Origin of the sequence: Shewanella xiamenensis (genome assembly GCF_024971755.1) — a bacterium.
GTDB lineage: Bacteria > Pseudomonadota > Gammaproteobacteria > Enterobacterales > Shewanellaceae > Shewanella > Shewanella xiamenensis.
Genome location: NZ_CP079718.1, coordinates 3,318,496 through 3,341,461, shown reverse-complemented (window position 1 = coordinate 3,341,461; position 22,966 = coordinate 3,318,496). Strand labels below are relative to the sequence as shown.

The 22,966-nt window shown below is 45.9% G+C and carries 15 protein-coding genes; 3 read left to right on the top strand and 12 right to left on the bottom strand.

Annotated elements, in window-relative coordinates:
- Positions 1 to 128: 128 nt before the first annotated feature.
- The 11 genes from KXJ80_RS15940 to KXJ80_RS15890 form a co-directional block, all read right to left on the bottom strand.
- The gene (locus tag KXJ80_RS15940; RefSeq protein ID WP_144375644.1) at positions 129 to 1,121 is read right to left on the bottom strand and encodes a catalase family peroxidase; all 993 of its coding nucleotides are present in this window, start codon (positions 1,119 to 1,121) and stop codon (positions 129 to 131) included.
- Between the two features lie 253 nt (positions 1,122 to 1,374).
- On the bottom strand, positions 1,375 to 2,607 hold the full coding sequence (locus KXJ80_RS15935) for a sugar diacid recognition domain-containing protein (RefSeq protein WP_218738336.1): 1,233 nt from the start codon (positions 2,605 to 2,607) through the stop codon (positions 1,375 to 1,377).
- An 18-nt stretch (positions 2,608 to 2,625) separates the two neighbouring features.
- Complete coding sequence (locus KXJ80_RS15930; protein ID WP_218738337.1) at positions 2,626 to 3,336, bottom strand: uracil-DNA glycosylase family protein; 711 nt, start codon at positions 3,334 to 3,336, stop codon at positions 2,626 to 2,628.
- Between the two features lie 2 nt (positions 3,337 to 3,338).
- Entirely contained in the window at positions 3,339 to 3,953 is a 615-nt protein-coding gene (locus KXJ80_RS15925; RefSeq protein WP_218738338.1) for a hypothetical protein, read from the bottom strand.
- 280 nt (positions 3,954 to 4,233) lie between these two features.
- Positions 4,234 to 6,327 (bottom strand): MtrB/PioB family decaheme-associated outer membrane protein, encoded by a 2,094-nt coding sequence (locus tag KXJ80_RS15920; RefSeq protein WP_218738339.1) that lies wholly within the window; start codon positions 6,325 to 6,327, stop codon positions 4,234 to 4,236.
- Positions 6,328 to 6,339: 12 nt separating this feature from the next.
- Complete coding sequence (gene mtrA / locus KXJ80_RS15915) at positions 6,340 to 7,341, bottom strand: decaheme c-type cytochrome MtrA (RefSeq protein WP_037417148.1); 1,002 nt, start codon at positions 7,339 to 7,341, stop codon at positions 6,340 to 6,342.
- 68 nt (positions 7,342 to 7,409) lie between these two features.
- The gene (locus KXJ80_RS15910; RefSeq protein WP_069454675.1) at positions 7,410 to 9,362 is read right to left on the bottom strand and encodes an OmcA/MtrC family decaheme c-type cytochrome; all 1,953 of its coding nucleotides are present in this window, start codon (positions 9,360 to 9,362) and stop codon (positions 7,410 to 7,412) included.
- A 329-nt stretch (positions 9,363 to 9,691) separates the two neighbouring features.
- Positions 9,692 to 11,872 carry an OmcA/MtrC family decaheme c-type cytochrome gene (locus tag KXJ80_RS15905; RefSeq protein WP_218738340.1) on the bottom strand — a complete coding sequence of 727 codons (2,181 nt, stop codon included), beginning with the start codon at positions 11,870 to 11,872 and terminating at the stop codon, positions 9,692 to 9,694.
- 245 nt (positions 11,873 to 12,117) lie between these two features.
- Positions 12,118 to 14,037: an OmcA/MtrC family decaheme c-type cytochrome gene (locus KXJ80_RS15900; protein ID WP_218738341.1), complete on the bottom strand. Its 1,920-nt coding sequence runs from the start codon at positions 14,035 to 14,037 to the stop codon at positions 12,118 to 12,120.
- A 35-nt stretch (positions 14,038 to 14,072) separates the two neighbouring features.
- Positions 14,073 to 16,211, bottom strand: coding sequence for an MtrB/PioB family decaheme-associated outer membrane protein (locus KXJ80_RS15895; protein WP_218738342.1), 2,139 nt, complete (start codon positions 16,209 to 16,211; stop codon positions 14,073 to 14,075).
- A 13-nt stretch (positions 16,212 to 16,224) separates the two neighbouring features.
- On the bottom strand, positions 16,225 to 17,190 hold the full coding sequence (locus KXJ80_RS15890) for a DmsE family decaheme c-type cytochrome (RefSeq protein WP_144345834.1): 966 nt from the start codon (positions 17,188 to 17,190) through the stop codon (positions 16,225 to 16,227).
- A 425-nt stretch (positions 17,191 to 17,615) separates the two neighbouring features.
- Between KXJ80_RS15890 and KXJ80_RS15885 the strand changes: the two genes are divergently transcribed.
- The 3 genes from KXJ80_RS15885 (at position 17,616) to glnS (ending at position 21,997) form a co-directional block, all read left to right on the top strand.
- Positions 17,616 to 17,855: a FeoA family protein gene (locus KXJ80_RS15885; protein WP_011623257.1), complete on the top strand. Its 240-nt coding sequence runs from the start codon at positions 17,616 to 17,618 to the stop codon at positions 17,853 to 17,855.
- Positions 17,848 to 20,142 (top strand): Fe(2+) transporter permease subunit FeoB, encoded by a 2,295-nt coding sequence (gene feoB / locus KXJ80_RS15880; protein ID WP_218738343.1) that lies wholly within the window; start codon positions 17,848 to 17,850, stop codon positions 20,140 to 20,142. Before KXJ80_RS15885 ends, feoB begins: the two co-directional genes overlap by 8 nt.
- A gap of 184 nt (positions 20,143 to 20,326) precedes the next feature.
- A complete protein-coding gene (gene glnS, locus KXJ80_RS15875; protein WP_037417167.1) occupies positions 20,327 to 21,997 on the top strand; it encodes a glutamine--tRNA ligase in 1,671 nt (556 codons plus the stop codon).
- A 193-nt stretch (positions 21,998 to 22,190) separates the two neighbouring features.
- Here glnS and KXJ80_RS15870 read toward each other — a convergent pair whose 3' ends face one another.
- Positions 22,191 to 22,787, bottom strand: a complete 597-nt coding sequence (locus KXJ80_RS15870; RefSeq protein ID WP_037427921.1) for a Yip1 family protein — start codon at positions 22,785 to 22,787, stop codon at positions 22,191 to 22,193.
- Positions 22,788 to 22,966 lie beyond the last annotated feature (179 nt).

Genomic DNA, 22,966 nt, shown 5'->3' with positions numbered 1-22,966 from the left:
GCCATTATTTTGTGCGTGTGCACAAAATAATGCGTGTGACTTCGAATGTAATAGCAGAAATATTGTTGCGAGGGGTTGGTAAACCTGCGGTTTACCAACCTTAAAAGTGTAGCGTTTAATATCTAGAGTTATTGACGACGAATAAAAGACTCAACATAAGCCGCCGTTCTGGCATTAAGTATCGGATCGGCTGAGGGGGCAATACCCTTAGGTAATAACAGTGGGTTAAAAATGCCTTTATCACACTGTTGCACTTGGGGATCGCTATCGCGGTCCCCGTTAATCACCACTTGGCCGACCAGTAATCGCTTGCGAGTCTCAGGCCAAATCACCGTTGGATTATTAATATCATCACCCGATTCAGCCAGTTGAATATAGAGGTTCCATTGTGCTGGCTGGGTGTTTATACGCTGGAGTAATTCTGCCTTTAAAAAATCATCACCAAGATTAGCCAGTTCGCTGGCAGAAAGGGCTGCTGTGCCGGCGACGGGTTCAAAAATCCATTTACCCGCAACGCTGTTATTTTGCTTGTCAGTAAACAAAAAGCTGTTTACGCCAAAATAGCGACTATTGGCAAAGCTGGGGCTGGGTGGCAGTTGTTTTACATAGTCGAAAAAAGCTTTGGCGTCGGGCTTATTATCGATAAGCCACTGTTTACCTTCGGCACCTTGTTTCACTTTGGTCTGAAAGGTAAAAAAATCATCCAGATTACTAGCAAAGAACACTGGCACATTGGTGGTGACAAAGTTCAGGTTTTCTTTATCACCATCAATTTTGAGTGACATAAAGCGCCCAGGGGTTTTGTCGGAGATTTGAGGATTGGTGCCGCCAAGGGAAAAGCGAGCGGTAACCTTAATTTGGCTTTGATTAAAAAATGGAATCGTTAGCGAATCTTGTAACTCTGGGTTGGGCGCAAAATAGCCGGAGGTGCAAAATCCTTTTGTGTGATTACGCAGTTTCACTTTTTTGCCGGCTTCGCGACTCGCCGCATCCGGCGTGCCATTGACTGCATCAACCAGTTCGGGAATGGTTTTTTCAGCGGCGATTAATGTGGGTGAAGTTAGTGCTAAGCCTGTGATGATGCATGCTTTGGCAAGTAAAGTCAGTTTGAATAGGGTCATTGTCATTCCTTCAATGAACTGTAACGAGCGTTCGAAATGTCGACGCGAGAGAGTTATCCAGAGATATAGGACAGGAGATACGGTATAAATCTTTCACCGAATGTATTGCTTACTCAATAGTGTAGTAATAGTGGAGTAAATGAGGTTAGCTTGAGACATGATTGCGATATCCATTGATTGCTTAAGCCACGTGAGTTAAATATTCAGTCGTTGAATTCGGTGGCTAAAGGAGCGTCTGGTTAAACAGAGGCCGCTACTTTGGGCTTGCAGAAGTATCAAGCAGTTGTCCCAGATACAGACTTAATAAGCCGTGTAAGGATTGAATATCAGTTTTGGTTAATTGCTGAATTTTATCTAGACGATATCTTAAGGTATTTCGGTGGATAAACAGGGCGTTGGCACATTGCTGCGCATCACCAAAGTGGGTGATATAGGCCGCTAAGGTTTTGCGTAGCTGACCATTTTTGTCGGCTTGAGTCAGTTGTTGATAGGGACTTGCTAGTGCTTGTCCGCGCCAGTCATGTTTAAGCCCAGAGAGCAACACTTGTAAGGAATAATCCTCAAACAGATATTTTCTGCCTTCAGGGTTTAGCTGTTTACCTAAGCTCAACGTTTCTTGCGCGGTTTGATAGGAGCGTGCAATCCCGCCTTTTACGGGAAAAAAGTGGCCCAAGGCAATTTTAAAATTTAAGTCCATCTGTGCAGGTAATCGTTGCAATAACTTATCAATACGTTGGTTTTCAAGCTCGGGATCCCATTGTTTTCCATCTAGAAAAGCGGGTTTTAGGATCACCAGCTGTGACATGGAGGTCATAGCAATTAGGTTGCCGCGGTCGGGATTTTGCAGTAGATGCAATACTTGCTTGAGGGTTTCGCTGACTCTGGGATTGCGCTCATCACCACCGCTTAGCTCGTTATCTGTTGATGTGTTTACCTGCGATATCATTTTGTGGATGGCGGAGGGTTGTTTTTCACTCACTTCAATAATGGCGGCCACTCGTGGTAGCGTGATATCAATATCGAGCTGCTTGGCCCAGCGATGCAATTGCTCATCGTCATCGGTTTGTGCCTTGATAAGTTGCAGAATAAATTCTTCACGCTGTCGGTTTTCCCATTGCAATTTATCCTGTTGATTGGCTTGCTCGACAATCATCTCGGCGGTCATTTTTAGCAGCTCGCCGTAGTGGGTTAGTTCTGCCGGGTCGCCAGTAATGCCAATCACACCAATAATTTGTCCTTGGTAATGCAAAGGTAAGTTGATGCCTGGTTTTACGCCATGAAGACCGGAGGCGACTTCTTCGCTCAATTCCACATTGCGATTTTGCGCTATGGCTAATAATGCGCCTTCGTGGACTGAACCCATTCGTTTGGGATCGCCTGATCCTAAAATCACCCCCTGACCATTCATCACATTGATATTGTGTCCGATGATTTTCATCGTACGACTGACAATTTTTTTGGCTATGGCGGAATCGAGCAGATACATGGTCTGTGCCTATTTCAATTAAGCATTTAATAATGCCGCGATACGTGATCTTATCTTAGGTATAAGCACTCGTTCAAATTCGGGATGCTGTTTTAGCCAAAGGTTGTTTCGAGGGCTAGGGTGAGGCATGACCATCAATTGCGGCCAATACAAGGACCATTGCTCAATCGCTTGGGTTACTGTGACTTTTGGGGGCGACAATGGCGTCGATAACGTTAAGTCCGGTGAGGTTAACTCCCTGCATGCTGTACTAAGACGAGCCTTAGCACGTGGCAGATGGTAATCAATTGCATATTGGCCAAGGACGAGCACTAACTCTACCTGTGGCATCAAGGCTAATAACTTTTCATGCCAAGTCGTGGCGCACTCTGGGCGCGGCGGCTTATCACCTTGCTTTTTACCGTTTCGCTCAATGGTTCCCGGAAAACAAAACCCCATCGGTACTATGGCGAACAGGGCGGGATCATAGAATTGTTCTCTGCTGACATTAAGCCAAGTGCGCAGACGCTCGCCACTGGCATCATCGAAGGGAATGCCCTTGTGGTGAGTTTTTACACCGGGGGCTTGGCCCGCAATTAAGATCCGTGCTTGGCTACTGGCTTGGAAGATAGGTTTTGCTGGTAGGGGAAGCTCGGCCTGACACAGTTGGCAGGCGCGAATTTGCTTGAGCAGTAAATTGAGTTCTGTTGAGCAAGCGGGCTCGATACTTGGGTGTGGGGCGGTTGTCATCGTTAAGCCCCTAGTTTGCTCAATAGATGATAGAGCCAATAACCAAAGAGTGCATATGAGGCGGCTAATACAAGATAACTCAATGGCTTAGCACCCAAGGATTTAGTGGGATTTTTGGCATGAGAGGCTAAAGCAATATGGGCCAAGATGATGGCAAATAGAGCGCAGGGCGGCAGTAGATAACTGATGCCGAGAATCAATAAGGCGCCAAGACTCAGTAGCCAGCCCGCATGTTGATTGCTGGGCTGATGAAGTTGGCGTAACTGCAGCGGCAATAAAATCAGCCCAACGCCTACAATGATCATCCCAAGATTGAGTGCAAAGTCGCTCCAAGTGCGTTGTTCATAAAGGGTAAAGGTAAAAGCGAGCAGTGGTACTATCAGTGCGGTTAGTACGTGGCGTTTGGCAAAGATGGGATTGCGATACTGACCCGCAAAAAAGAACAGCCCTTGCATTAAGCTATTAATCAGGGTAAATCCACCCAGACCGACGATGATAAATAAGCTTGCTGTGCCACCGCTGGCATCAAATGCCATGGCAGGGGGTGAGAACAAACTTAAGCCTATCAAGGCGGGTACAGGCGATAAACGCCAAAAAGAACAAGTGAAGGACGACATCTGATATCCACTGATAATTAACGGGCTGAATTAACATCCGCTAAAGTGCTTGTAAACTCAAGGAATACCTTATTTTGAGTGCGAGTTTTGCCCCAGATTCTGATCTTATTCAAGATTTTGTGGGATGGAATAGCGAGATGTTGTAATTAAAGTGCGGTGAGTTTTTGTATAGTTTCGCGAGCACGAGCTTGCCAGAACGAATAATATTTACTCTCGAAACGTCAACACGTTCTAATAAAAAAGCCCGCAGAGCGGGCTTTTGACCATCAATAAACGCAGATTAGAGCTTGTAGCTCATGCTCAGCATTAGCATTTGTGCGGTGTAGTCATGGTTATTAGTACCAAAACCTACGACGTTCCAAATGCCATCAACGGCGATATCATTTGCGGCGTCATTGTCCTTATAGTTCTCAACTTTGTAATCGAAGCGCAGCGCGAGTTTTTCGGTGGCTTGATATTGAGCATATAAGTTAATGTTATGTACTTTGGCAAAATAATCGCCATAGTCGCCAGTGATACCTTGTCTGACTTGAGTGTTACTGTCGGAGTTGGAATAGGTGTAGTCCAGTCCGAGGCGTAACTTGTTCTCTAGCAGATTGTTGTAGCTAATACCTGCACCGACCACATCTACTTTGTCTTCAATAAAGCCAGTCCACGTTGGGGTGCTGTAATTGTTGCTACCCGCCTGTTCAGACTCAATGATTTGGTAGTTGTAGAAGGCGGTTGCCAGTAAGTCAGCGGTGATCATATAGCTGATATTGGCATCATAACTGGTGTCTTTTGACTCAGTTAAGCCAATCACAGTATCGGTATAATCATCCAATGCGTAACGGGCACCGACATCGATAGTCAGGCTTTCAAGCGGCGAATGGGTGATGCGCGCTTCGACTTGGGTTCTGTCACGGTCAGCCAGATTGTACTTACGTAACAGGCTGTTAGTTTCAGAAGAAGTCCATTCAGACGCTTGGTATTGTGAGCCGTCACGTTTTCCGTAACTGCCTTTTACCCACATGTCCCACATATCGAAGCTATTGACGCGTAAACGAGCCCAAACGGTATTTTCATCCGTGGTTTCACGGTCTTGATAATCACGTTGGTCACGTTTGAAGTCATAACCACCATCAAGTTTAATATCGCGGTTAATACGGTAATCTGCCGCGACTTTAAAGCGTTGCGTACGATTATCATAAGGCGTGTTATAAGCCACCTTACCGTTGACATTGTTGATGCTGATCTGGGTCCATTCTTCAACTTGGGTATTATTGTCACGGTCGTAATAATCGTAACTACCGGTCAAGCGAAGATCTTTGCTGACTTTGCTAACGACTTTAAGGTTCATGCCCAATAGATCGACTTTTGCATCAACCGCATCACTTGTTAGCTGGCTGGAATAACGATAGTTATCCGTTACTAACGCCTGATCTTGGCTCATTTGTCCAGTAAGAATACGACCCGATAGGGCGTTACTGCCATCGTTGTACTGTCCCATCAATGACACTGTGTGTGCCTGATTATCGGGATCAAGCGCCAACGTACCTTGGGTTTGGGCACCAAAGGTAGGATTGAATGCACTATCAAAGTCCAATTGGTTGTATTCGTTTTTGAATATAGACCCATTGTAACTGAGCGCTGTGAACCAACGATCACCCTTGAGTTTGACACCCGCTTCAATGGTGTCAGTAGTGTAATCCACTGGCTCTGCTAACATCATCGATTGGTTGAAGAAGCTACCAGAGGCTTGTTTTAAGCCAGTTTTTTCTTCACGCATGTAGTTAACATAGGTGCTCCACAGGGATTCGCCTTGATATTCAAATCCCAATCCCGTGCGTTCACGTTTAAGTGATAATTCGAGGGCATTGAGGCTATCCATCAACAATGGCATTTGGCTGCTTGAACCAGCAGTTACCCAGTTATCGGGTAATGTCAGGTTATTGCCACCAATACCCGCGTAGGGCGATAGGGCGCTATTGCTGTCGTAGGTTGCAATTTGGCGATAGTTTACATTGACGTTGTACTGGCCTTGTTTGCCCGCATTCACATCTAAACGACCGCCATCCATACCGAGTTGATAAGCTTCAACACTGGCACGGTAACCTTTTTCACCTTTAAAGCTTAAATCGGCATCAAATTTGCCCGCGACTTCATTGGATGTCCCAAAGGCATTGGCGGAGCGAATATCCTCTTCACTGTTATAACCGACACCGACACCCACAGTGCCAGATGTGCCCGTTTCAACCACGCAGCCTTTGCAGCTCCATGCGGATAATTTCACTTTATCAGTATTGGCATTAGCAAGACCATAACCATCAGCGGCTACGGCAAAGCCAGTGTTGGCTAATAACGCTAGAGTGATCAAATTGAGTTTAAATTTCATTTTCTCGTCTCCTTAGCGCTGTAATAGCTTGCCAGATGGATGGTTAGAACCATGGACCTGACTATGGCAATTTAAGCAGCTTCTTCCACCCGTAAAGGCATTGTCACCGACATTAGAACCTAAACCAGTGTTACCTAAGTAAGCATTGCTGGCGTGGCCATCGCTAGCATGACATTGCTGACACAGCTGCGGCGCGCGGGTTTTCAGCATGGCATCATTCACACTACCGTGAGGATTGTGGCAAGTGACACAATTCTCAGTGACGGGTGCATGCTCCCAAAGTTTTGGGCCGCGTTTCTCGGCATGACAGGAATAACAGGTATCATTAACACTAGGCTTGTTAAGATCGGAATCTGTCATGCTCCCATGGGGATTGTGGCAGTCGCTACAGGTCATTTGGGCCCATTTGAGTGGATGACTTGAGCGTTTATTCATATCCGCTTTTTGCTTAGTGTGGCAGCTAGTACAGACTTCCATCTCAGTGTTTTTAGATAACACAGGATCTTTAGCTACGTGTACTTGGTGACAAGAAGCACAAGCAACATCGGCGTTGTCATGGTGACCGCCATTCCAAGACATACGTTTATCATCTTGGTGACAGCTCATACATACGCTGTTTTGCTTATCGGCACTTAAGGTTGATTGCTTACCAAAAGTGATCATCGGCTCGTTGCCGCCTTTGTTGTGCTGACCCATTGGGCCGTGGCACGCCTCACATTGCAGGCCAGCCATGGGGCTTTTTGACGAATCAATCGCGCCGTGGACACCTTTGAAAAGGTCCATCACTTTTTCAGATTTTTTATGGCACATGATGCAAGAGTCTGCACCTTTAGGGGAGTAGTTGCCTTCGGCAAACTTCTTATCCAAGGTCGCTTCGACTTGCTCAGGGGTCATTTTTTCATCCCACTTCGACGCGTAAGCGTTTGGTGTGATGCATAAAGACATAACTGCTGACATTGCCATTGTGATGACAAATGCCGGCAGTAGATTTTTCATTTTGTGACTGTTCTTCATAATAGGCTTCCCAATTTGTCCCAACAAAATTCAAGAAAGGGGGAGCGAACTCCCCCTGCTTGGGCAAATTACATTTTCACTTGAGTGTGATCTGCAACTGTTGGGGTATGGCAGTAGAAACAGGTTTCTGACTGTGCCGCTTGGTTGGCTTGAGTATAATCACCGTTCACAATCGCACCCATATTTTCTAAGCCGTGGCCAATAGATTCTGGCGCGTGGCATGAAGTACAAGTTGCTGTGATTGGGGTGGTGTATTTACCTGCAGAAGTAGCCAGTGCACCTTTCACTTTAAACGCATCTAAGTTGAAGTCGTTGTGGCACTGAGTACATTCTTTGATCACGCCTTGCTCACCGTGAACCACATGCAGTTTCATTTCGAAACCACCTTTGTTAGCACCGTTTGCATAGGTACCATCTGGTGTGTGACAGGCAACACAAGCATCAACACCCACGATAGGCTTACCGTTTGCATCTTTGGCATGTGAAACTTGTTCAGACATCACAAAGCCTGCATGGTGACCTTTGTGGATTTCAAAGGTGTCACTGTGACAGCCTTGGCAAGTACTGAAGTTAACTGAGTTAACATGACGCGTACTAGGCGCTTTACCAGATTTAGTACCAAAGGCTAACTCGGCTTTCATACTGGTGGTTGTGCTATTAGCAGTACAAGCCGTTAATGTGGTACCAGTGTTACACATTTCTAAGCCAATAAAGGTAAAGGCGGTATCAGTATCGCCCGCACCAAATGGCAGTGCGGGAGTAGTGAACACCAGTTTACCATCAGCGATGGTAACATCAGCTTGTAATGCACCATCTTTGACTAGATCTTTGGCCACTTTAGCTGTACCGCTACCAGGGCTCTTGTTATAGCCCATGATGGGGAAGTTAGGTCCAACGTTAGTGATAGTTTCTAAACGTTTAATCTTATTTTGTACACTAGCCGCATCAATGGCATTGCCGTCTTTATCTAAGATAGACACGGTTAATACCGCAGTATTGTCTGCTTGAGCAGCCAATGTTGCAGACATACCTAATTGAGCGATAACGGCTTTTTTGTCAGCGGTTTTAGCTGTATGTAACTCGGCTGTCCAAGTGCTGTTATGGCAGGCTATACAGTTAGAGTTATCGAGTTGTTGAGAGTGACCTTTACCCGCAGCAAAATCCACAGTGCTATGACAGCTTCCACAGGTTGCGGCAGTTGGAATACGTGACCAGTTGCCCCAATCAGGTGTTGCTTCATTTTCAGTGTGACAGCTTTGGCAGCTTTCTAATGAGCCTAAGGTCAGGTCTTTATGCTTGGCGTGAACTAGAGCATTAAACTCTTTACCTACGCCCACTTTGCCTGCGGTGTGGCACGTTGCGCAGTAGTTAACATCTGAATACGCACCACCATGTTTAACCTGTGCTAAGTCTTGGTGGCAAGTATTACAGCTTTCAGTGGCAACGATTTTACGGCTATAACCAGGCTCGGCACCTGTGTCAGCGGTGAAATCTACAAAAGCGTTGCTGTTAGGCACTAAGGTGCCATCTGGTAGTGGCGTATTGTAAGCGCGGATTAGCACACGTTGAGCCAACTGGTCGTTGTAGGTGATCTTAGCATTGGCAGTTAAGTTCATCTTGAAGGTATAGCTGTAGTGGCCGTTCTTCTTGTCAACAAAAGTACCTGGGCAAGTTGAAGCGAGATCACAGGTTTCATCACCAAAGTATTGCCACTGAGAGGCATTACCGGCACCTGTAGCGCCTTGAGGAAGTAATTGAGCTGCTGCAAAACGCATTTTTTGCAGACCCACGACCGGTAAATCGTCTTCGTTGGTGACAGTGAATTCAACACTAGGTACACCGTTAGTCACAACAGATTTGTTGAATGTAAAATTGAGCTTTTGAATAGCGGGAGCTGGCTCTCCACCAGGTTCTCCGGGTTTACCATCGTTACCATCGCTACCACCACAGCCTGTTAAGGCCATAGTGACGGCACTTGCTGCAAGCAGCAGTGCGAATTTTGATTTTTTTGCGTTCATCATTTTTTTCCCTGCATAGGTTTGGCATTACTTAAGTGCTTGTCTTCTTCACCCGACAGATTCTTTGTCTGTGCTTTGGTCTTGAAGGCAACCTAAGTGGATGCTGGAAATAGAATTCCCCAAGGAAAGGCTAACCTAACATGCCTCTAAAATCTTCTAAGCCTTTGCTAATGTGTGACTTGGATCTTTCTATTTCTAAAGAGGTAGTTAAACCACAGGGGAAAAACAAATTTAGATCAAAAAAACGGCGGATTGTGAAGCTAAAATAAAAAAGAGAGAGGGGATACCTCTCTCTTTTTGTTCTTGCTCTCTATTGAGATCATTACGTCGACTTAGTTACCGTGAGCTTCCATCAATTGTGATGGAGTATGGCAAGTCGCACAGCTTTCAGAGGCACGAGTTTGAACATCTGCTGCACTTGAGCCATTTAAGATACCGCCATTAGTCTCGATGTGCGATTTAGCAGCGTCAGACAGATATTTCTGGTGACAACTTAAGCATGCACCCGCATCGGAAGATACCCAAATTTCTGCACCGTTGTTGTTAATATCACCAAAGCGCCATGCACGTTCTGGTGATCTGCCTAAAGCAATACCTGTAACAACGTTTGATTTATCTGCAGTATGACATGTTGCACAATCGGTTTTTAGTACAGTACCGGATTGTACGCCTGCATATTTCAGATAATGTCCTTCACGTTCGTGCGCTTTCCAAGCAAAGCTGGTTGGTATCTTACCGCCTGGATAGGCCGCATCATTTTTCAGGGTTTTGTCCGATGTATGACAAGTTTGGCAGTTGACGCCATTGTCATAATGGTGGATTACTTGATTATGACAACCTTGACACTTAGCTGGGTCAATGATTTCACGGCGTACACCTGGTTTAGCACTTTGGTCAACAGCTGTTCCGTTCCAAACAAAATGGAATGGAGCTTCTTTGATCATAACTTTACGTACATTGGGTGTAGAGCAATCGGTCATCACAACATCTGAAACACCGTAACCGCCGTTGTTGAAACAAACTTCAAGAGTTGACCATAGTTCGAAAGTTTTACCTACAGCGTCTGCAGGAAATACCATTTTACTAGCAGTTAACGAATAAGTTTTGTTAGCCGCATCAAATGTACCTTCCGATAGCGCAACGCGACGAGAAGAAGATGAAGCGTATTCTGGGTAGTTTTTATCACTATCCCATGCAATAAGCACTCTACTTGACTGATTTATGCTGAGTTTATCTACTGCATTACCAGAACCGTCTAAGATTTGGACTTTGAATGTTAATTTGCCATTAGCATCTGCTGCAATGTCAGTGAACTTAACGCTCATTGCTTCTGCATCTTTGTAAGCTTTAAGCACATCACCATGTCGCTTAGTTGCACTACCTGTACCACCGTAAGGCTCTGTCGCATTGTGGCAAGAGGTACAGTCAGTGCTGCTATGGTGAGCAGATGGTTTTTCAGTATGGCAACCAATACAAGCTTGATTGCTTAAGTCTGCTTTGAATAGGTCTGCATTGGCAGGTGCACCAGCACCTTCAACGTGACAAGCTGAACAATCAGCAGCAGGTTTTAATGGGAAGCCTACTTTGCCGTAGTCGATCACTTTACCACCGTAACCGACAATCTTATAAGGAGCAGGTACTTCTGCGCCTGTCTCATCGAAGGTATGACGCTCACCACCTTTGTGGATAGCGTGGATCATGTAAGTAAATTCAATGCTATTGCCTGATTCTGGATCGCCAGAGGTCGCAGTATGGCAAGATGCACAGTTTTCAATATCGATACGGCGACCACCATGAAGCTCTAAGCTTTCAGGTTGGTGACAGGTATAACAAGCTTGAATAGAAACCACGTTACGGGTTTGAATACCTTCCGTCTTACCAGTAGAAGGTTGCCAGTCGAAATGGGCGTTGGCTGTGAGTTGTGGTAATTCAAGCTCCATCGTCGCGCGTTGAGTCGCGTCAGCGCTGTAAGTGACGGTTAATGGCTGAGTTACATTGGCAATGTTGGCTTGGTAGGTGTAGCTATAGCTACCATCACCATGGTCAACTAAGCAAGTATCACATTTACTTGCGGCTTCAACGTTTGCTTGGTATTGGGCTGATGGCTTGAGGTTATCAACGCCGGATGGAATAGTACCTGGCTCTTTTTTGGCATTAATATAAGCTTGCCATTGATAACCGCGGTTAGCTTCAGTTTCACCCACTTTTTCTTTAACTGGAGTTAATTGCGCAATACCAAACCGTAAATCGTGATCTTTAGTTAAGCCTAAAACGGCAACGCCATTAGCATTTTCCAACGTAAAATCAACGGTGACTTTGCCTGCATCAACAGTGGCATTTGTGAATTTTGCTTTTAAGGTTGAGGTGGAGTTGATATTGACACCAACAACGCCTGGTTTACCATCTTCACCATCTTTACCGTCACTGCCACCGCAGCCAGTGAGAAGAAGTGAAAGTAAACCGGCACCCAACATCGCTTTTGTTGCGGTATTGAAATTGAACCGTTTCATCATGATATTTCCCTGCAATAGTTTTAATCATCATTAAACACTTATCAAATAAGAATAAATCTCATTATTGGCATTTAATGTGTGGGATTAGATCCCACCTGTAAGGCTAACTAAGTCATTGGTATTTATCAGTCACTTTAAGCGGGTTATGTGATTGAGATCTGACTATTTCTTTAGAGGTAGAAGACTGCATAGTATGAGTTCCTTTTATATCTGCAGTTGCAGGCCTTTTGGCCTGCATCATAGGGTTAATTAATTGGGTGGACTTTGAGTACATCGGCGACGGCCCCTTGTCCATGGCAGAATGCACAGGTTTCAGTGCCTGCGGTTGCATCAGCTTTGGAGCCTGCAAACACGGCACCTTGTTGCTTCATATGATTGTGGGTCGCATCACTTGAGTGACAGTTACTGCATACGGCGGCAATTGGGCTGGTAAAGGTGCCATTGTTAAGCGCAAGCGGTTGAACCGCTGTATTTAAGGGCAGGGCAACCGTTGAAACGCCTGCTGCATCTTTTATATGGCATTGAGCACAATTACCGATTTTGCCTGGGTAGTTGAGATCTGCAAAACCAGCAAATTGGCTGGTATGGATGCCATGAATTAACTGCTTAAAGTCAAAGGAGGTAATGGAGGGATTTGCCGCAGTAGCGTCGGCCTGCATATTCGGGTTGTGGCAAAGTTGGCATTGGCCCGCTAAATCGTTGCGCGCACCATGAATATTCAGTTGTTGATCGCCGTGGCAGCTAGCACAGTTGGCATTGCTAATGATTTCGCGGCGGCCAGTGCTGGTTAATGCAGACATATTGAAGTAACTATGACTTGATTTGATCACCAGCACTTCTGCCTGTTCGGTGCTGCAATCCACTAATACTTTATCTTTGGCGCAAACTCGACCTTGAATCGCTAAGCCTCCATGGTCGGCCTCAGTACCAGCGGGAACAGTGAGACCTGAAATAGTGTAAACGTAGGTGCCATTGCTGCCAGAAACTGGCGTGGAGTCAGGGAGACGAATCGAGCGCGCAGAGCGGGTACTGTAATCGAAACTGGTTCCCCAGTTAGCATAAACCCTTAGATCGCTGATAAATCTGAGTTTATCTGCGCTATCTAGGTAAGCAGTGCCTGTGCTGGGGTTGGTCAGGGTCACCGCAACAGTCACTGTGCCATTGGCATCCATGCTTGCACTACTGATGCTAGGACTAAATTGAGCTAACGCGGCCATTTGATCTTCATTGCCGTGTACGCTGGCGGTCCAATCGGCATTATGGCAAGCAACGCAATTGCTATTATCCGCTTGGGCTGGATGGCCTTGGCCCGCAGGGAAATTAATTTGGGTATGGCAGGCACCACAGGCTTCCATGGTGGGTACCCTATGCCAATTTTGACGCTCGGCTAAATCTGGATTATCAACGTGGCAAGTCTGGCAATTACTGATGGATTGAGGGAATCCCGTTAAATGTTTGCTGTGGATCATTTGCGGGAAAATATCCGCAGGATTGCTGACTCTTTTACTGTTATGGCAAGTTACGCAGGTTTCAACTTGATTGTAACGCCCACCATGGAACGCTAAATTGTTGTGGCAGCTATTACAGGTTTCAATGGTAATTAAGTTACGGGTATAAGCCAAGGTATTCCCCGAGGTTTGCCAATCATAGTGCTGATTAGTTATAGGGAGCGCTGTGCCATCGGCTAATGCATCGCCGCCCAGTTTGATGACTAGTCGTTGGGTGGCGTCGTTAACGAATGTCACCCCATTCATGCCGTTAAATGTGGCGCTAAAACGATAGCTGTAATGGCCGTTTTTATGGTCAACAATCGTGCCTGGGCAAGAAGCGGCGCACGTTTCAGAGGTGAAATGTTGCCACTCACTGCTATTACCAGCACCTGTGGCGCCCTGAGGTAGTAATTGCGCCGCAATGAAGGTAGCTGAAGGAATACCAACCACGGCTTCATCGTCTTGATTGCTCACCTGATAATCGACTTGGGCAATGCCGTCGGTCACGGTAACTTTATCGACCATGATGTTTAGGCTAGTGATCGTTATCGCGGGTGGTTTCCCCGGCTCACCGGGTGAGCCATCATTACCATCATTTCCCCCACAAGCGGAGACAAGTGTGGTGAGGAGCAGCATCAAACTATATTGTGTGGTTAATTTGGCAAACTTGTTCATATTTCTATCCTTGGAATACGCTGTCAGTGCCTAAGTTACATTTGGTAGCTTAAGGTCAAACCTAAGTAATGAGCATTGTAATCGTGGCTGATGTCGCCAAAACTGAGCACATTGGGGACAGTGTCCCAAGTGGTGTTTTGGTTTTGCCAGTTTGCATCTTGATATTTCTCGAACAACCAATCGAAGCGTAATGACATACTGTCGGCCAGCTTATATTTGGCGTAGGCGTTAATATTGTGCTTGCGACTGTAGTAGTCACCGTAGGGGCTAGTGATGCCATAGGTGATTTCAGTATCGCTTTGACCATCGGAGTAGCTGTAGTCCAATCCCAGATCTAAACGATTATCCAGCAGGTTTTGATAGGCTATACCCGCGCCAATCAGGGTCGATTTCTCTTCCGCGGTGCTGTACCAATCAGGTGTTGAGAAACGATTGCTTCCGGCCTGATCTGAATCGCGCCAGTCTTGGTTGAGATAGGCGTTAAGACTTAGACTGTCGCTAATGAGATACTGCGCAGTTACATCGTAGCCAAGGTAAGACACTTGGGTGAGCCCGACTGATGTATGGTTATAGTCATCATCAATACTGTGTAAACTCGCACCCACAGAGAACCCTATATCGGTTTGGTAATCTGTGTGCAAGGTGACTTTTTGACGTTTGCGATCAGCAAGATAAGACTTACGTAGCCAAGGATTACTCGGACTTTGTGTGCTTGTTACAGCATCGTATTCACTGCCATTACGATCTAATACTTCGCCCTTTAACCAAGCTGACCAAGCTGGCGAATAGCGGTAGCTGAGTTTGGCAAAGAGACCCGATTCATCGATGGACTGCCTATCAAGCTCCGAATACATGATTTCATCTCGGCTATATCCCGCTTCAGCATAGGCCGACGGCGTTAGGCGATATTTACCTTTGAGATCAAATTGTTTACTGCGTTTATCGTAGAGACGATTTGTAGCTGTGCCTTGATAAAAGCTGTCGGTCACGACCTGTGGGAAATCTAACTGAGCCGTCTTGTTTTCCCTGTCTTGATAGTTATAACTGGCTTGAACACTCAAATCCTGTGTGATGCGGCCTGAATACTTAAGCACCATATCTAGGATGTCCACTTGGGCATCCAGATTATCGGTTGGCAGTACAGGAGAGGGGCCATTAATGGTTGCTGGCAGAAAAGCCTCATCCTGTGACATGTTACTGATGCCCGCGTGCATAAGGATGTTATGACCATTTTGACCACCACTGGCCTCGGCTGCGATCCGATAGGCCTTGTTATCTGGGTCGACGGCATTTTGGCCAAAGTAGGCCGCACCAAATGTGGGCGTATAGGCCGATTGCCATAGCAGTGCCTGATGGTCATTCTTGTATTGGCTTATCTGGCTGTTTATGCCCGCTTGCCAGCCTGCGCCGCCAAAATAAACTCTGGCATCGACTTCATTTGTGCTGTCATCAATTGGCTGCGCCAACATCACACTGTTAGTGAGAATATTTGCGCTGGTCTTTTTCGCGCCGCTGCGGTTTTCATGCTGGTAGTTCACCGAGGCTTTGTAGCGGCTGCTCGATGAGATATGGCCTGCGTAGTAACCGCCGAGGTTGAATCTATTCCGCGTAATGCTTAAGTCCTGCTCGATTAAACTCGATTGCAGTAACGGCATGGAGTGGGTCGTTGCTCCCTCTACCCAATTATCAGGCAAGAGCATATTATCGTTATCGGTGAGATAAGGGCTCTTTAGCTGATTGTATTGATAGTTGGCGAGACCTTTATAACCCAATTGGATTTGATAGTGTCCAGGTTGGCCTGTGGTGAGCTTGGCAGAACCCGTATCAAATCCCAGTTTATCGGCCTCTAGCCGGGTTTGGTAACCACTCTCAGCTTGGTATTGCATATCGGCGCCCACAGCACCGACCAAGCCATCTTTATCCGTGCCAGTGCGATTACCAAAACGGCTATCTTCGCCGTCATTATAGGCGAGCGTGGCGCTGACGTTGCCTTGGTGCCCTGTTTTGGGCTGGCATTGCTTGCAGCTCCATGAGTCACTTTTTACGCCGCTGCGATTCGCTTTTTGGATTTCATATCCTTCAGCATGGGCTGTGTTGAGTACGCCACTAATCGCCCAAGCCAGTAATGTGAGTGAGAAACAAGCTCTAGGAGTCGATATGTTCATTATTTGCATGATCATTTCCTTGTTATCTCTGGAGCAACTTGCCGGATGGATGGTTTGAACCATGCACTTGTCCATGGCAATTCATACAGGAATTACCCGAGGTGAAGGCATTGGTTTGATTACCAAAGTAAGCATTACTGCTGTGGCCATCGGAGGCGTGGCATTGTTGGCATAATTGTGGCGGTTTACTGATGAGCATTGACTCATTCACGCTGCCGTGGGGGTTATGGCAGTTAGCACAATTGTCGGTGACTGGCGCATGTTCCCACAATTTAGGACCGCGTTTTTCGGCGTGGCAGCTGTAACAGTTTTCGTTGACGCTCATTTGTTTCAGACTGGCATCATTTAAACTGCCATGGGGATTGTGGCAATCGCTACAGACCATTTGTTGCCATTGTAGTGGATGGGATGAGCGTTTGTGCATATCCGCTTTTTGCTGAGTATGGCATTGGGTACAAATCGCTACTTCGTTCGCTTTGTCGCTAATAGGATCTTTTGCCACGTGTACTTGGTGGCAGCTACTGCAAGGGATATCGGCATTGTCATGGTGGTTACCTTTCCACGCGATGCGTTGATCGTCGTTATGGCAACTCATGCAGACACTGTTTTGTTTTTGCGCGGGAACCGGAGAATTCTGGCCGAAGGTGATCATCGGCTCTTTGCCGCCCTTGTTATGATTACCGAGTGGGCCGTGGCAAGCCTCACACTGTAAGTCGGCCATGGGGGAATCTTTGACATTAGGATTACCATGTACACCATCGAAAATGGCCATCACAGTGGCACTTTTCTTATGGCACATCAGGCAAGTGTCAGCCCCTTTGGCCGAGTACTTACCTTCGGCAAATTTTTTGTCCAAAGTCGCGACGACCTCCTCGGGTGGCTTGTCATCCCAAGGTGTCGCTACCGTTGAAAGGCTGAGTATCGATAACATCAGAGCAAGCATAACCTGAGTTATGCTTTTGAACTTTAAACCAATATCCATGTTCATCTATTCCCGAGTGCGTTTTATTTGTTATTTTTCAAGCTTTCGACATCGCTAATTTAGCTGATTAATATTAGAACAAGCACGTGACAAGTGCTTAACATTTTTTAGCTGGTTGACTGTAAAGAGGAATGATTTTGTAGGGATAAACAATAAGCGTGATCAATGTCTCATTTTGTACCGAGGATGACTTTTTTTAACGCTTATTGAACATGTTGTTCGATTGCGATAAATGGTGGCAGCTAGCTGGCATTTTTATTTTCGGTCAGGCGTTTATTCATTGAGATTTTTGTCACATAATACTCAACACAATTGAAAACTATTATCGTTACCAGTCAAAAAGCTTGATCTAGGTAAAGTTATTAGCTCCATAGCTCAGATAAAATGAGCACAGTTTTTCAAGCTGAAGCTGTTACAAGGTGAAATAGGTAATGAAGTTAAGCGAACTCAGTCCCGGTGACCGTGGCATTATTTCTGAAATCGGGCGATTAGATTTGCCGCAAACAGTGAAGCGTAAATTATTGTCCATGGGCATTACCCCAAATACACGATTTTCTTTGATTCGCCGAGCGCCAATGGGCTCTGGTTTAGAGCTGGATATTCGTGGTAGTAAGCTTTGTATGCGCAGAGACTTGGCAGACATTATTGAGGTGGAAAAGGCGAATGACTAAGCAGTTTCATTGCGTCACCGTTGGTAACCCAAACGCTGGGAAATCAACACTCTTTAACGCGCTTACAGGCGCGAATCAGCAAGTTGGCAACTGGTCCGGTGTGACGGTTGAGAAAAAAACCGGTCATTTCACTCTCAATGGTGCTGACGTTTACTTAACCGACTTACCCGGTATCTATGATTTACTCCCTGCGGGTAATAGCTGTGATTGTTCTCTCGATGAGCAGATTGCTCAACAATATCTCGCCGAACAACGTGTCGATGGCATCATTAACTTAGTTGATGCGACCAATATCGAGCGCCACCTCTATTTGACGGCACAACTCCGTGAATTGTCGATCCCTATGGTGGTGGTGTTGAACAAAATCGATGCAGCTATCAAGCGTGGCATTCGTGTCGATTTAAAGAAAATGAGCCAAGAGCTTGGCTGCCCAGTGATCGGGGTTTGTTCCCGCGATCCTGCTGATGTTGCTAAAGTTCAAGCGCAAGTGCTTGACTTACTTGAAGGTCGTGTATCTGAAGCGCCTTTGTTACTTGATTACGACGAGCAAATTGAAGCAGGCGTGCAACTACTTTGTAGTAAAGATCCCAATTTAAGCCGTGGCCGCGCCTTAGCGATGTTGGGTAACGGTTCTGGTTGTGGTAGCTGTAAAAATGCTGAGCTTCAGGATGAGGTGAATACTTGTACTCAGCAAATTGCGCAGCAAGGACACGACATTGAAGTGATGGTCGCAACCACTCGCTTTAATTTTGTGGAGCGAGTATTCCAAGGTTCCGTTAAAGCCGATGGCTTCTTAACCTTGAGCGATAAACTCGATAAATTAGTCTTACATCCTGTACTTGGCATTCCGGTGTTCTTATTTGTCATGTATTTGATGTTTATGTTCAGCATCAACATCGGCAGTGCGTTTATCGATTTCTTCGATGTGTTCGCAGGGGCATTACTGGTCGATCATTTTGGTGCACTGCTCAATAACATAGGCGCGCCAGCTTGGTTGGTGACTATCCTTGCGGGTGGTGTGGGCCAAGGTATTCAAACCGTTTCTACGTTTATTCCTGTGATTGCGGCATTATTCCTTGGTTTATCTGTTCTTGAAAGTTCGGGCTATATGGCTCGTGCCGCGTTTGTGGTTGACGGATTAATGCGTCGCATAGGTTTACCGGGCAAAGCTTTCGTACCAATGATCGTGGGCTTTGGTTGCTCTGTGCCAGCCATTATGGCAACGCGTACCTTAGGCAGTGAGCGTGAGCGTATTGTCACAGGGATGATGGCACCCTTTATGTCTTGTGGTGCACGTTTACCTGTCTACGCACTATTTGCGGCGGCATTTTTCCCTGACTCCGGCCAAAATCTGGTATTTTTACTGTATATCATCGGGATTTTTGCCGCCATCGGTACCGGATTGTTGCTGCGAAGCACTTTATTGCCAGGAACGAGTAGTGCGGTAGTGATGGAGCTACCAAGCTATGAGTTACCAAAATTTAAAGCTGTGATGGTGCGTACCGGTAAGCGGACTAAGAGTTTTATCCTTGGTGCGGGTAAAACCATTGTACTAGTAGTGACACTGCTCAATTTTATCAATGCGATAGGGGTAGATGGTAGCTTTGGCCATGAGAATAGCCAAGCGTCACTCTTAAGCGTAGCGAGCCAGAAAGTGACACCTATCTTCTCGCCAATGGGAATTGAGCAAGATAACTGGCCTGCAACGGTCGGGATTATCACTGGGATTTTTGCCAAAGAAGCGGTGGTGGGAACACTCAATAGCTTATATACCAATGCCGGTTCTGAGGGCGGCGAATTAACACCATTAGCCGATAGTTTTAATGAGGCTCTTGCGACTATCCCAGCAAACTTGTTTGGTTTAGATTTGGAAGACCCGCTTAAGTTATCTGTAGGCGATGTGTCCAGTACCGATGTTGCGGCAGAGGCGCAAGGTGTTGCAACGTCAACCTTTAGTGCCTTGCAATCTGGGTTTACTACCAAGGTGGCAGCGTTTTCTTATTTGCTGTTTATCTTACTCTATACTCCCTGTGTTGCGGCGATGGGCGCTTTAGTGAACGAGTTTGGTACTCGTTGGGCAACGTTTGCAGCGACATGGACATTCTCTCTGGCCTATGGCAGTGCAACTATCGCTTACCAAGTAGCAACCTTTGCCGAGCACCCATTGCAATCGGGTCTATGGATTGGTTTCTTCCTCAGTGCGTTAGTCATATTCTATCTATGGCTAAAACGTAAAGGGCGCAGAACTCAGCAAATTATCCCAGGCGTGCGGATTATTACTGAGTAAATCCCTGAGTAATAAATGTCAGCTTAGTGGTTACAAAGATAAAAGCAGCTTTCACGGCTGCTTTTATTGTTTTACTATCCACGGCATAACCCTTAGTTTTTAATACTGGGCATTGTAACTGGCCGAGATCTGTAGGATCATGCTGGTTTTGTTAAAATTGCCATTGTTCGCAAAGAGGAATTCCATGAGTCATGTGGACACTGAAGTACGTCCGAGTAACTTTATTCGTAATATCATTGATGAGGATCTGAAAAGCGGTAAGCACACGAGTGTGCAGACGCGTTTTCCACCCGAGCCAAATGGTTATTTACATATAGGTCATGCTAAGTCCATCTGTTTGAACTTTGGCATCGCCCGCGATTACCAAGGTCTCTGTAACTTACGATTTGATGATACCAACCCTGAAAAAGAAGACATCGATTATGTCAATTCTATTCAGGCGGATGTGCGTTGGTTGGGATTCCAGTGGGATGGTGAGGTGCGTTATTCCTCTAACTATTTCGACCAATTACATCAATATGCCGTTGAGTTAATCAATAAAGGCCTAGCCTATGTATGTTTCCTCAATGCCGATGAAACCCGTGAATACCGTGGCACGTTAAAAGAGCCTGGTAAAAATAGCCCTTATCGCGATACTCCTGTGGAAGAAAACCTGCGCTTATTTGAAAAAATGCGTCTAGGTGAATTCAAAGAGGGCGAATGTGCGCTGCGCGCAAAAATTGACATGGCATCGCCTTTTATGTGTATGCGCGATCCGGTGATTTATCGTATTCGTTTTGCTCACCATCACCAAACGGGTGATAAGTGGTGCATTTATCCAATGTACGATTTTACTCACTGTATTTCCGATGCGCTCGAGCACATTACTCACTCATTATGTACACTTGAGTTCCAAGACAACCGTCGTCTGTATGACTGGGTTCTCGATAATTTAGATGATTTCCAAGCGCCAAATCGTACTCGTCAATATGAGTTTTCACGCTTAAATCTTGAATATACGCTGATGTCTAAGCGTAAATTAAATGACTTAGTGACACGTAAGTTAGTAACCGGCTGGGATGATCCCCGTATGCCAACAATTGCAGGTCTACGCCGTCGTGGTTATACCCCAGCGTCTATCCGCGAGTTTTGCCAACGTATTGGTATCACTAAGCAAGAAAACATGATTGAAGCGGCGATGCTCGATGCCTGCATCCGTGAAGAGCTCAACGAACATGCGCCACGTGCGATGGCCGTACTGCGCCCATTAAAAGTGGTGATTGAGAACTACCCAGAAGGTCAAATCGAGACGATTCAAGCGGCTTCTCACCCAAGCGATGAAAGCATGGGTACACGTGAACTTGCCTTTGGCCGCGAATTGTATATCGATGTGGCTGACTTCAGAGAAGAAGCCAATAAGCAGTACAAACGTCTAGTCATGGGCAAAGAAGTGCGCCTGCGTAACGCCTATGTGATTAAAGCCGAACGTTGTGACAAAGACAGTGAAGGTAATATCACTACCGTCTACTGTAGCTACGATGCCGATACTTTAGGTAAAAACCCTGCCGATGGTCGGAAGGTGAAAGGCGTAATCCATTGGGTTGAAGCGACTACGGCTAAACCTGCTGAGTTCCGTTTATACCAACGCTTGTTCACTGATCCAAATCCTGCTGCTGCCGAGACAGTGGATGAAGTGCTTAACCCTAACTCACTTGAAGTGGTTAATGGTTTAGTTGAAGCAAGCCTTGCGAATGCGCCAGCGGAAAAAGCTTATCAGTTTGAGCGTGAAGGTTATTTCTGTGCTGACAATAAAGACTCTTCAGCCGAGCATTTAGTGTTTAACTTAACGGTTGCACTGCGGGACTCGTTTGAATAGCAAGTTGTTGGCCGCGATAATCTCTGTCGCGACTAACTGTCAACAGCAGTAAAGAATAAAAAGGCCCTTAGTGTTTTCAAGCTAAGGGCCTTTTCTGTTTTACAACTTTTCGTTTTCAACACGTCTATTTGCCACTATCAATTTGTCACTATCAGTATTTCAAGCCGTTTGCACCTGAGTGCGGATTAATCCCTTATTGGTACATAGGACCAAAGCCAATGCTCCAGAGGATAACACTGGTGGCCATTAATCCAACCAAGAGCACTAAACCTGCTGTGACCATCGAACTGGCGTAAATAAAGCCTTTCTCTTCAGGGATATTCATAATGATGGGCACACCTGCATATAGCAGATAAACCGAGTAGGCTAAACCAATCAGCCCAACAATCATAATAAACCAGAGTACTGGGTAGAGTGCCGCCAAACCAACCATAAACAGCGGTGTTGCGGTGTACGACGCGAGTTCTAATGCTTGGGTGAAAGTTGGCTGAGCATCGAAGGTTTTTGCCATCCAAAAGGCTAAATAGGCGAGGGCAAAGACGCCTGCAATTAGGCCAAAATACATACCTACGGACATAAACATTGCACTTTGCGGCGTGAGATAAATAGGATCACCGGCTCCTGGATTCCAGCCAATGTAAGCTGTTGCAATAAAGCTACAGACAGCGGGAATGAGTGCGATGAGAAGAACGTGACTTAAGCTACTTTTGAGTGCTTCATGGTTTTGTTCAATCGCATGCCACTCTTGCTTTGGATGAGTGTATAACCCCATTAAGTGATTCAGTATCATTATAATTATCCTTGTTCAGCATTGATGTTGGCTCGCCAAACGTCAGACGAGCTGATAACAGCTCTGCAATCAGGGTTAATGCTCCACAATCCCTTTAACTCCTGATTGCCTACTCTTTGAATTGAGATGTGCCGTGATCAGGATCTCAGTTCTTAAAGTGTAGATTATTTATTGAACAA

Bases quoted from the DNA above. Each gene is read 5' to 3' on its own strand.
- KXJ80_RS15920 (WP_218738339.1), bottom strand. From the start codon at position 6,327: ATGAAATTTAAACTCAATTTGATCACTCTAGCGTTATTAGCCAACACT.
- KXJ80_RS15905 (WP_218738340.1), bottom strand. From the start codon at position 11,872: ATGATGAAACGGTTCAATTTCAATACCGCAACAAAAGCGATGTTGGGT.
- KXJ80_RS15935 (WP_218738336.1), bottom strand. From the start codon at position 2,607: ATGTATCTGCTCGATTCCGCCATAGCCAAAAAAATTGTCAGTCGTACG.
- KXJ80_RS15900 (WP_218738341.1), bottom strand. From the start codon at position 14,037: ATGAACAAGTTTGCCAAATTAACCACACAATATAGTTTGATGCTGCTC.
- KXJ80_RS15870 (WP_037427921.1), bottom strand. From the start codon at position 22,787: ATGATACTGAATCACTTAATGGGGTTATACACTCATCCAAAGCAAGAG.
- KXJ80_RS15885 (WP_011623257.1), top strand. From the start codon at position 17,616: ATGAAGTTAAGCGAACTCAGTCCCGGTGACCGTGGCATTATTTCTGAA.
- KXJ80_RS15930 (WP_218738337.1), bottom strand. From the start codon at position 3,336: ATGACAACCGCCCCACACCCAAGTATCGAGCCCGCTTGCTCAACAGAA.
- KXJ80_RS15895 (WP_218738342.1), bottom strand. From the start codon at position 16,211: ATGCAAATAATGAACATATCGACTCCTAGAGCTTGTTTCTCACTCACA.
- KXJ80_RS15940 (WP_144375644.1), bottom strand. From the start codon at position 1,121: ATGACCCTATTCAAACTGACTTTACTTGCCAAAGCATGCATCATCACA.
- KXJ80_RS15925 (WP_218738338.1), bottom strand. From the start codon at position 3,953: ATGTCGTCCTTCACTTGTTCTTTTTGGCGTTTATCGCCTGTACCCGCC.
- feoB (WP_218738343.1), top strand. From the start codon at position 17,848: ATGACTAAGCAGTTTCATTGCGTCACCGTTGGTAACCCAAACGCTGGG.
- KXJ80_RS15910 (WP_069454675.1), bottom strand. From the start codon at position 9,362: ATGATGAACGCAAAAAAATCAAAATTCGCACTGCTGCTTGCAGCAAGT.
- glnS (WP_037417167.1), top strand. From the start codon at position 20,327: ATGAGTCATGTGGACACTGAAGTACGTCCGAGTAACTTTATTCGTAAT.
- KXJ80_RS15890 (WP_144345834.1), bottom strand. From the start codon at position 17,190: ATGAACATGGATATTGGTTTAAAGTTCAAAAGCATAACTCAGGTTATG.
- mtrA (WP_037417148.1), bottom strand. From the start codon at position 7,341: ATGAAGAACAGTCACAAAATGAAAAATCTACTGCCGGCATTTGTCATC.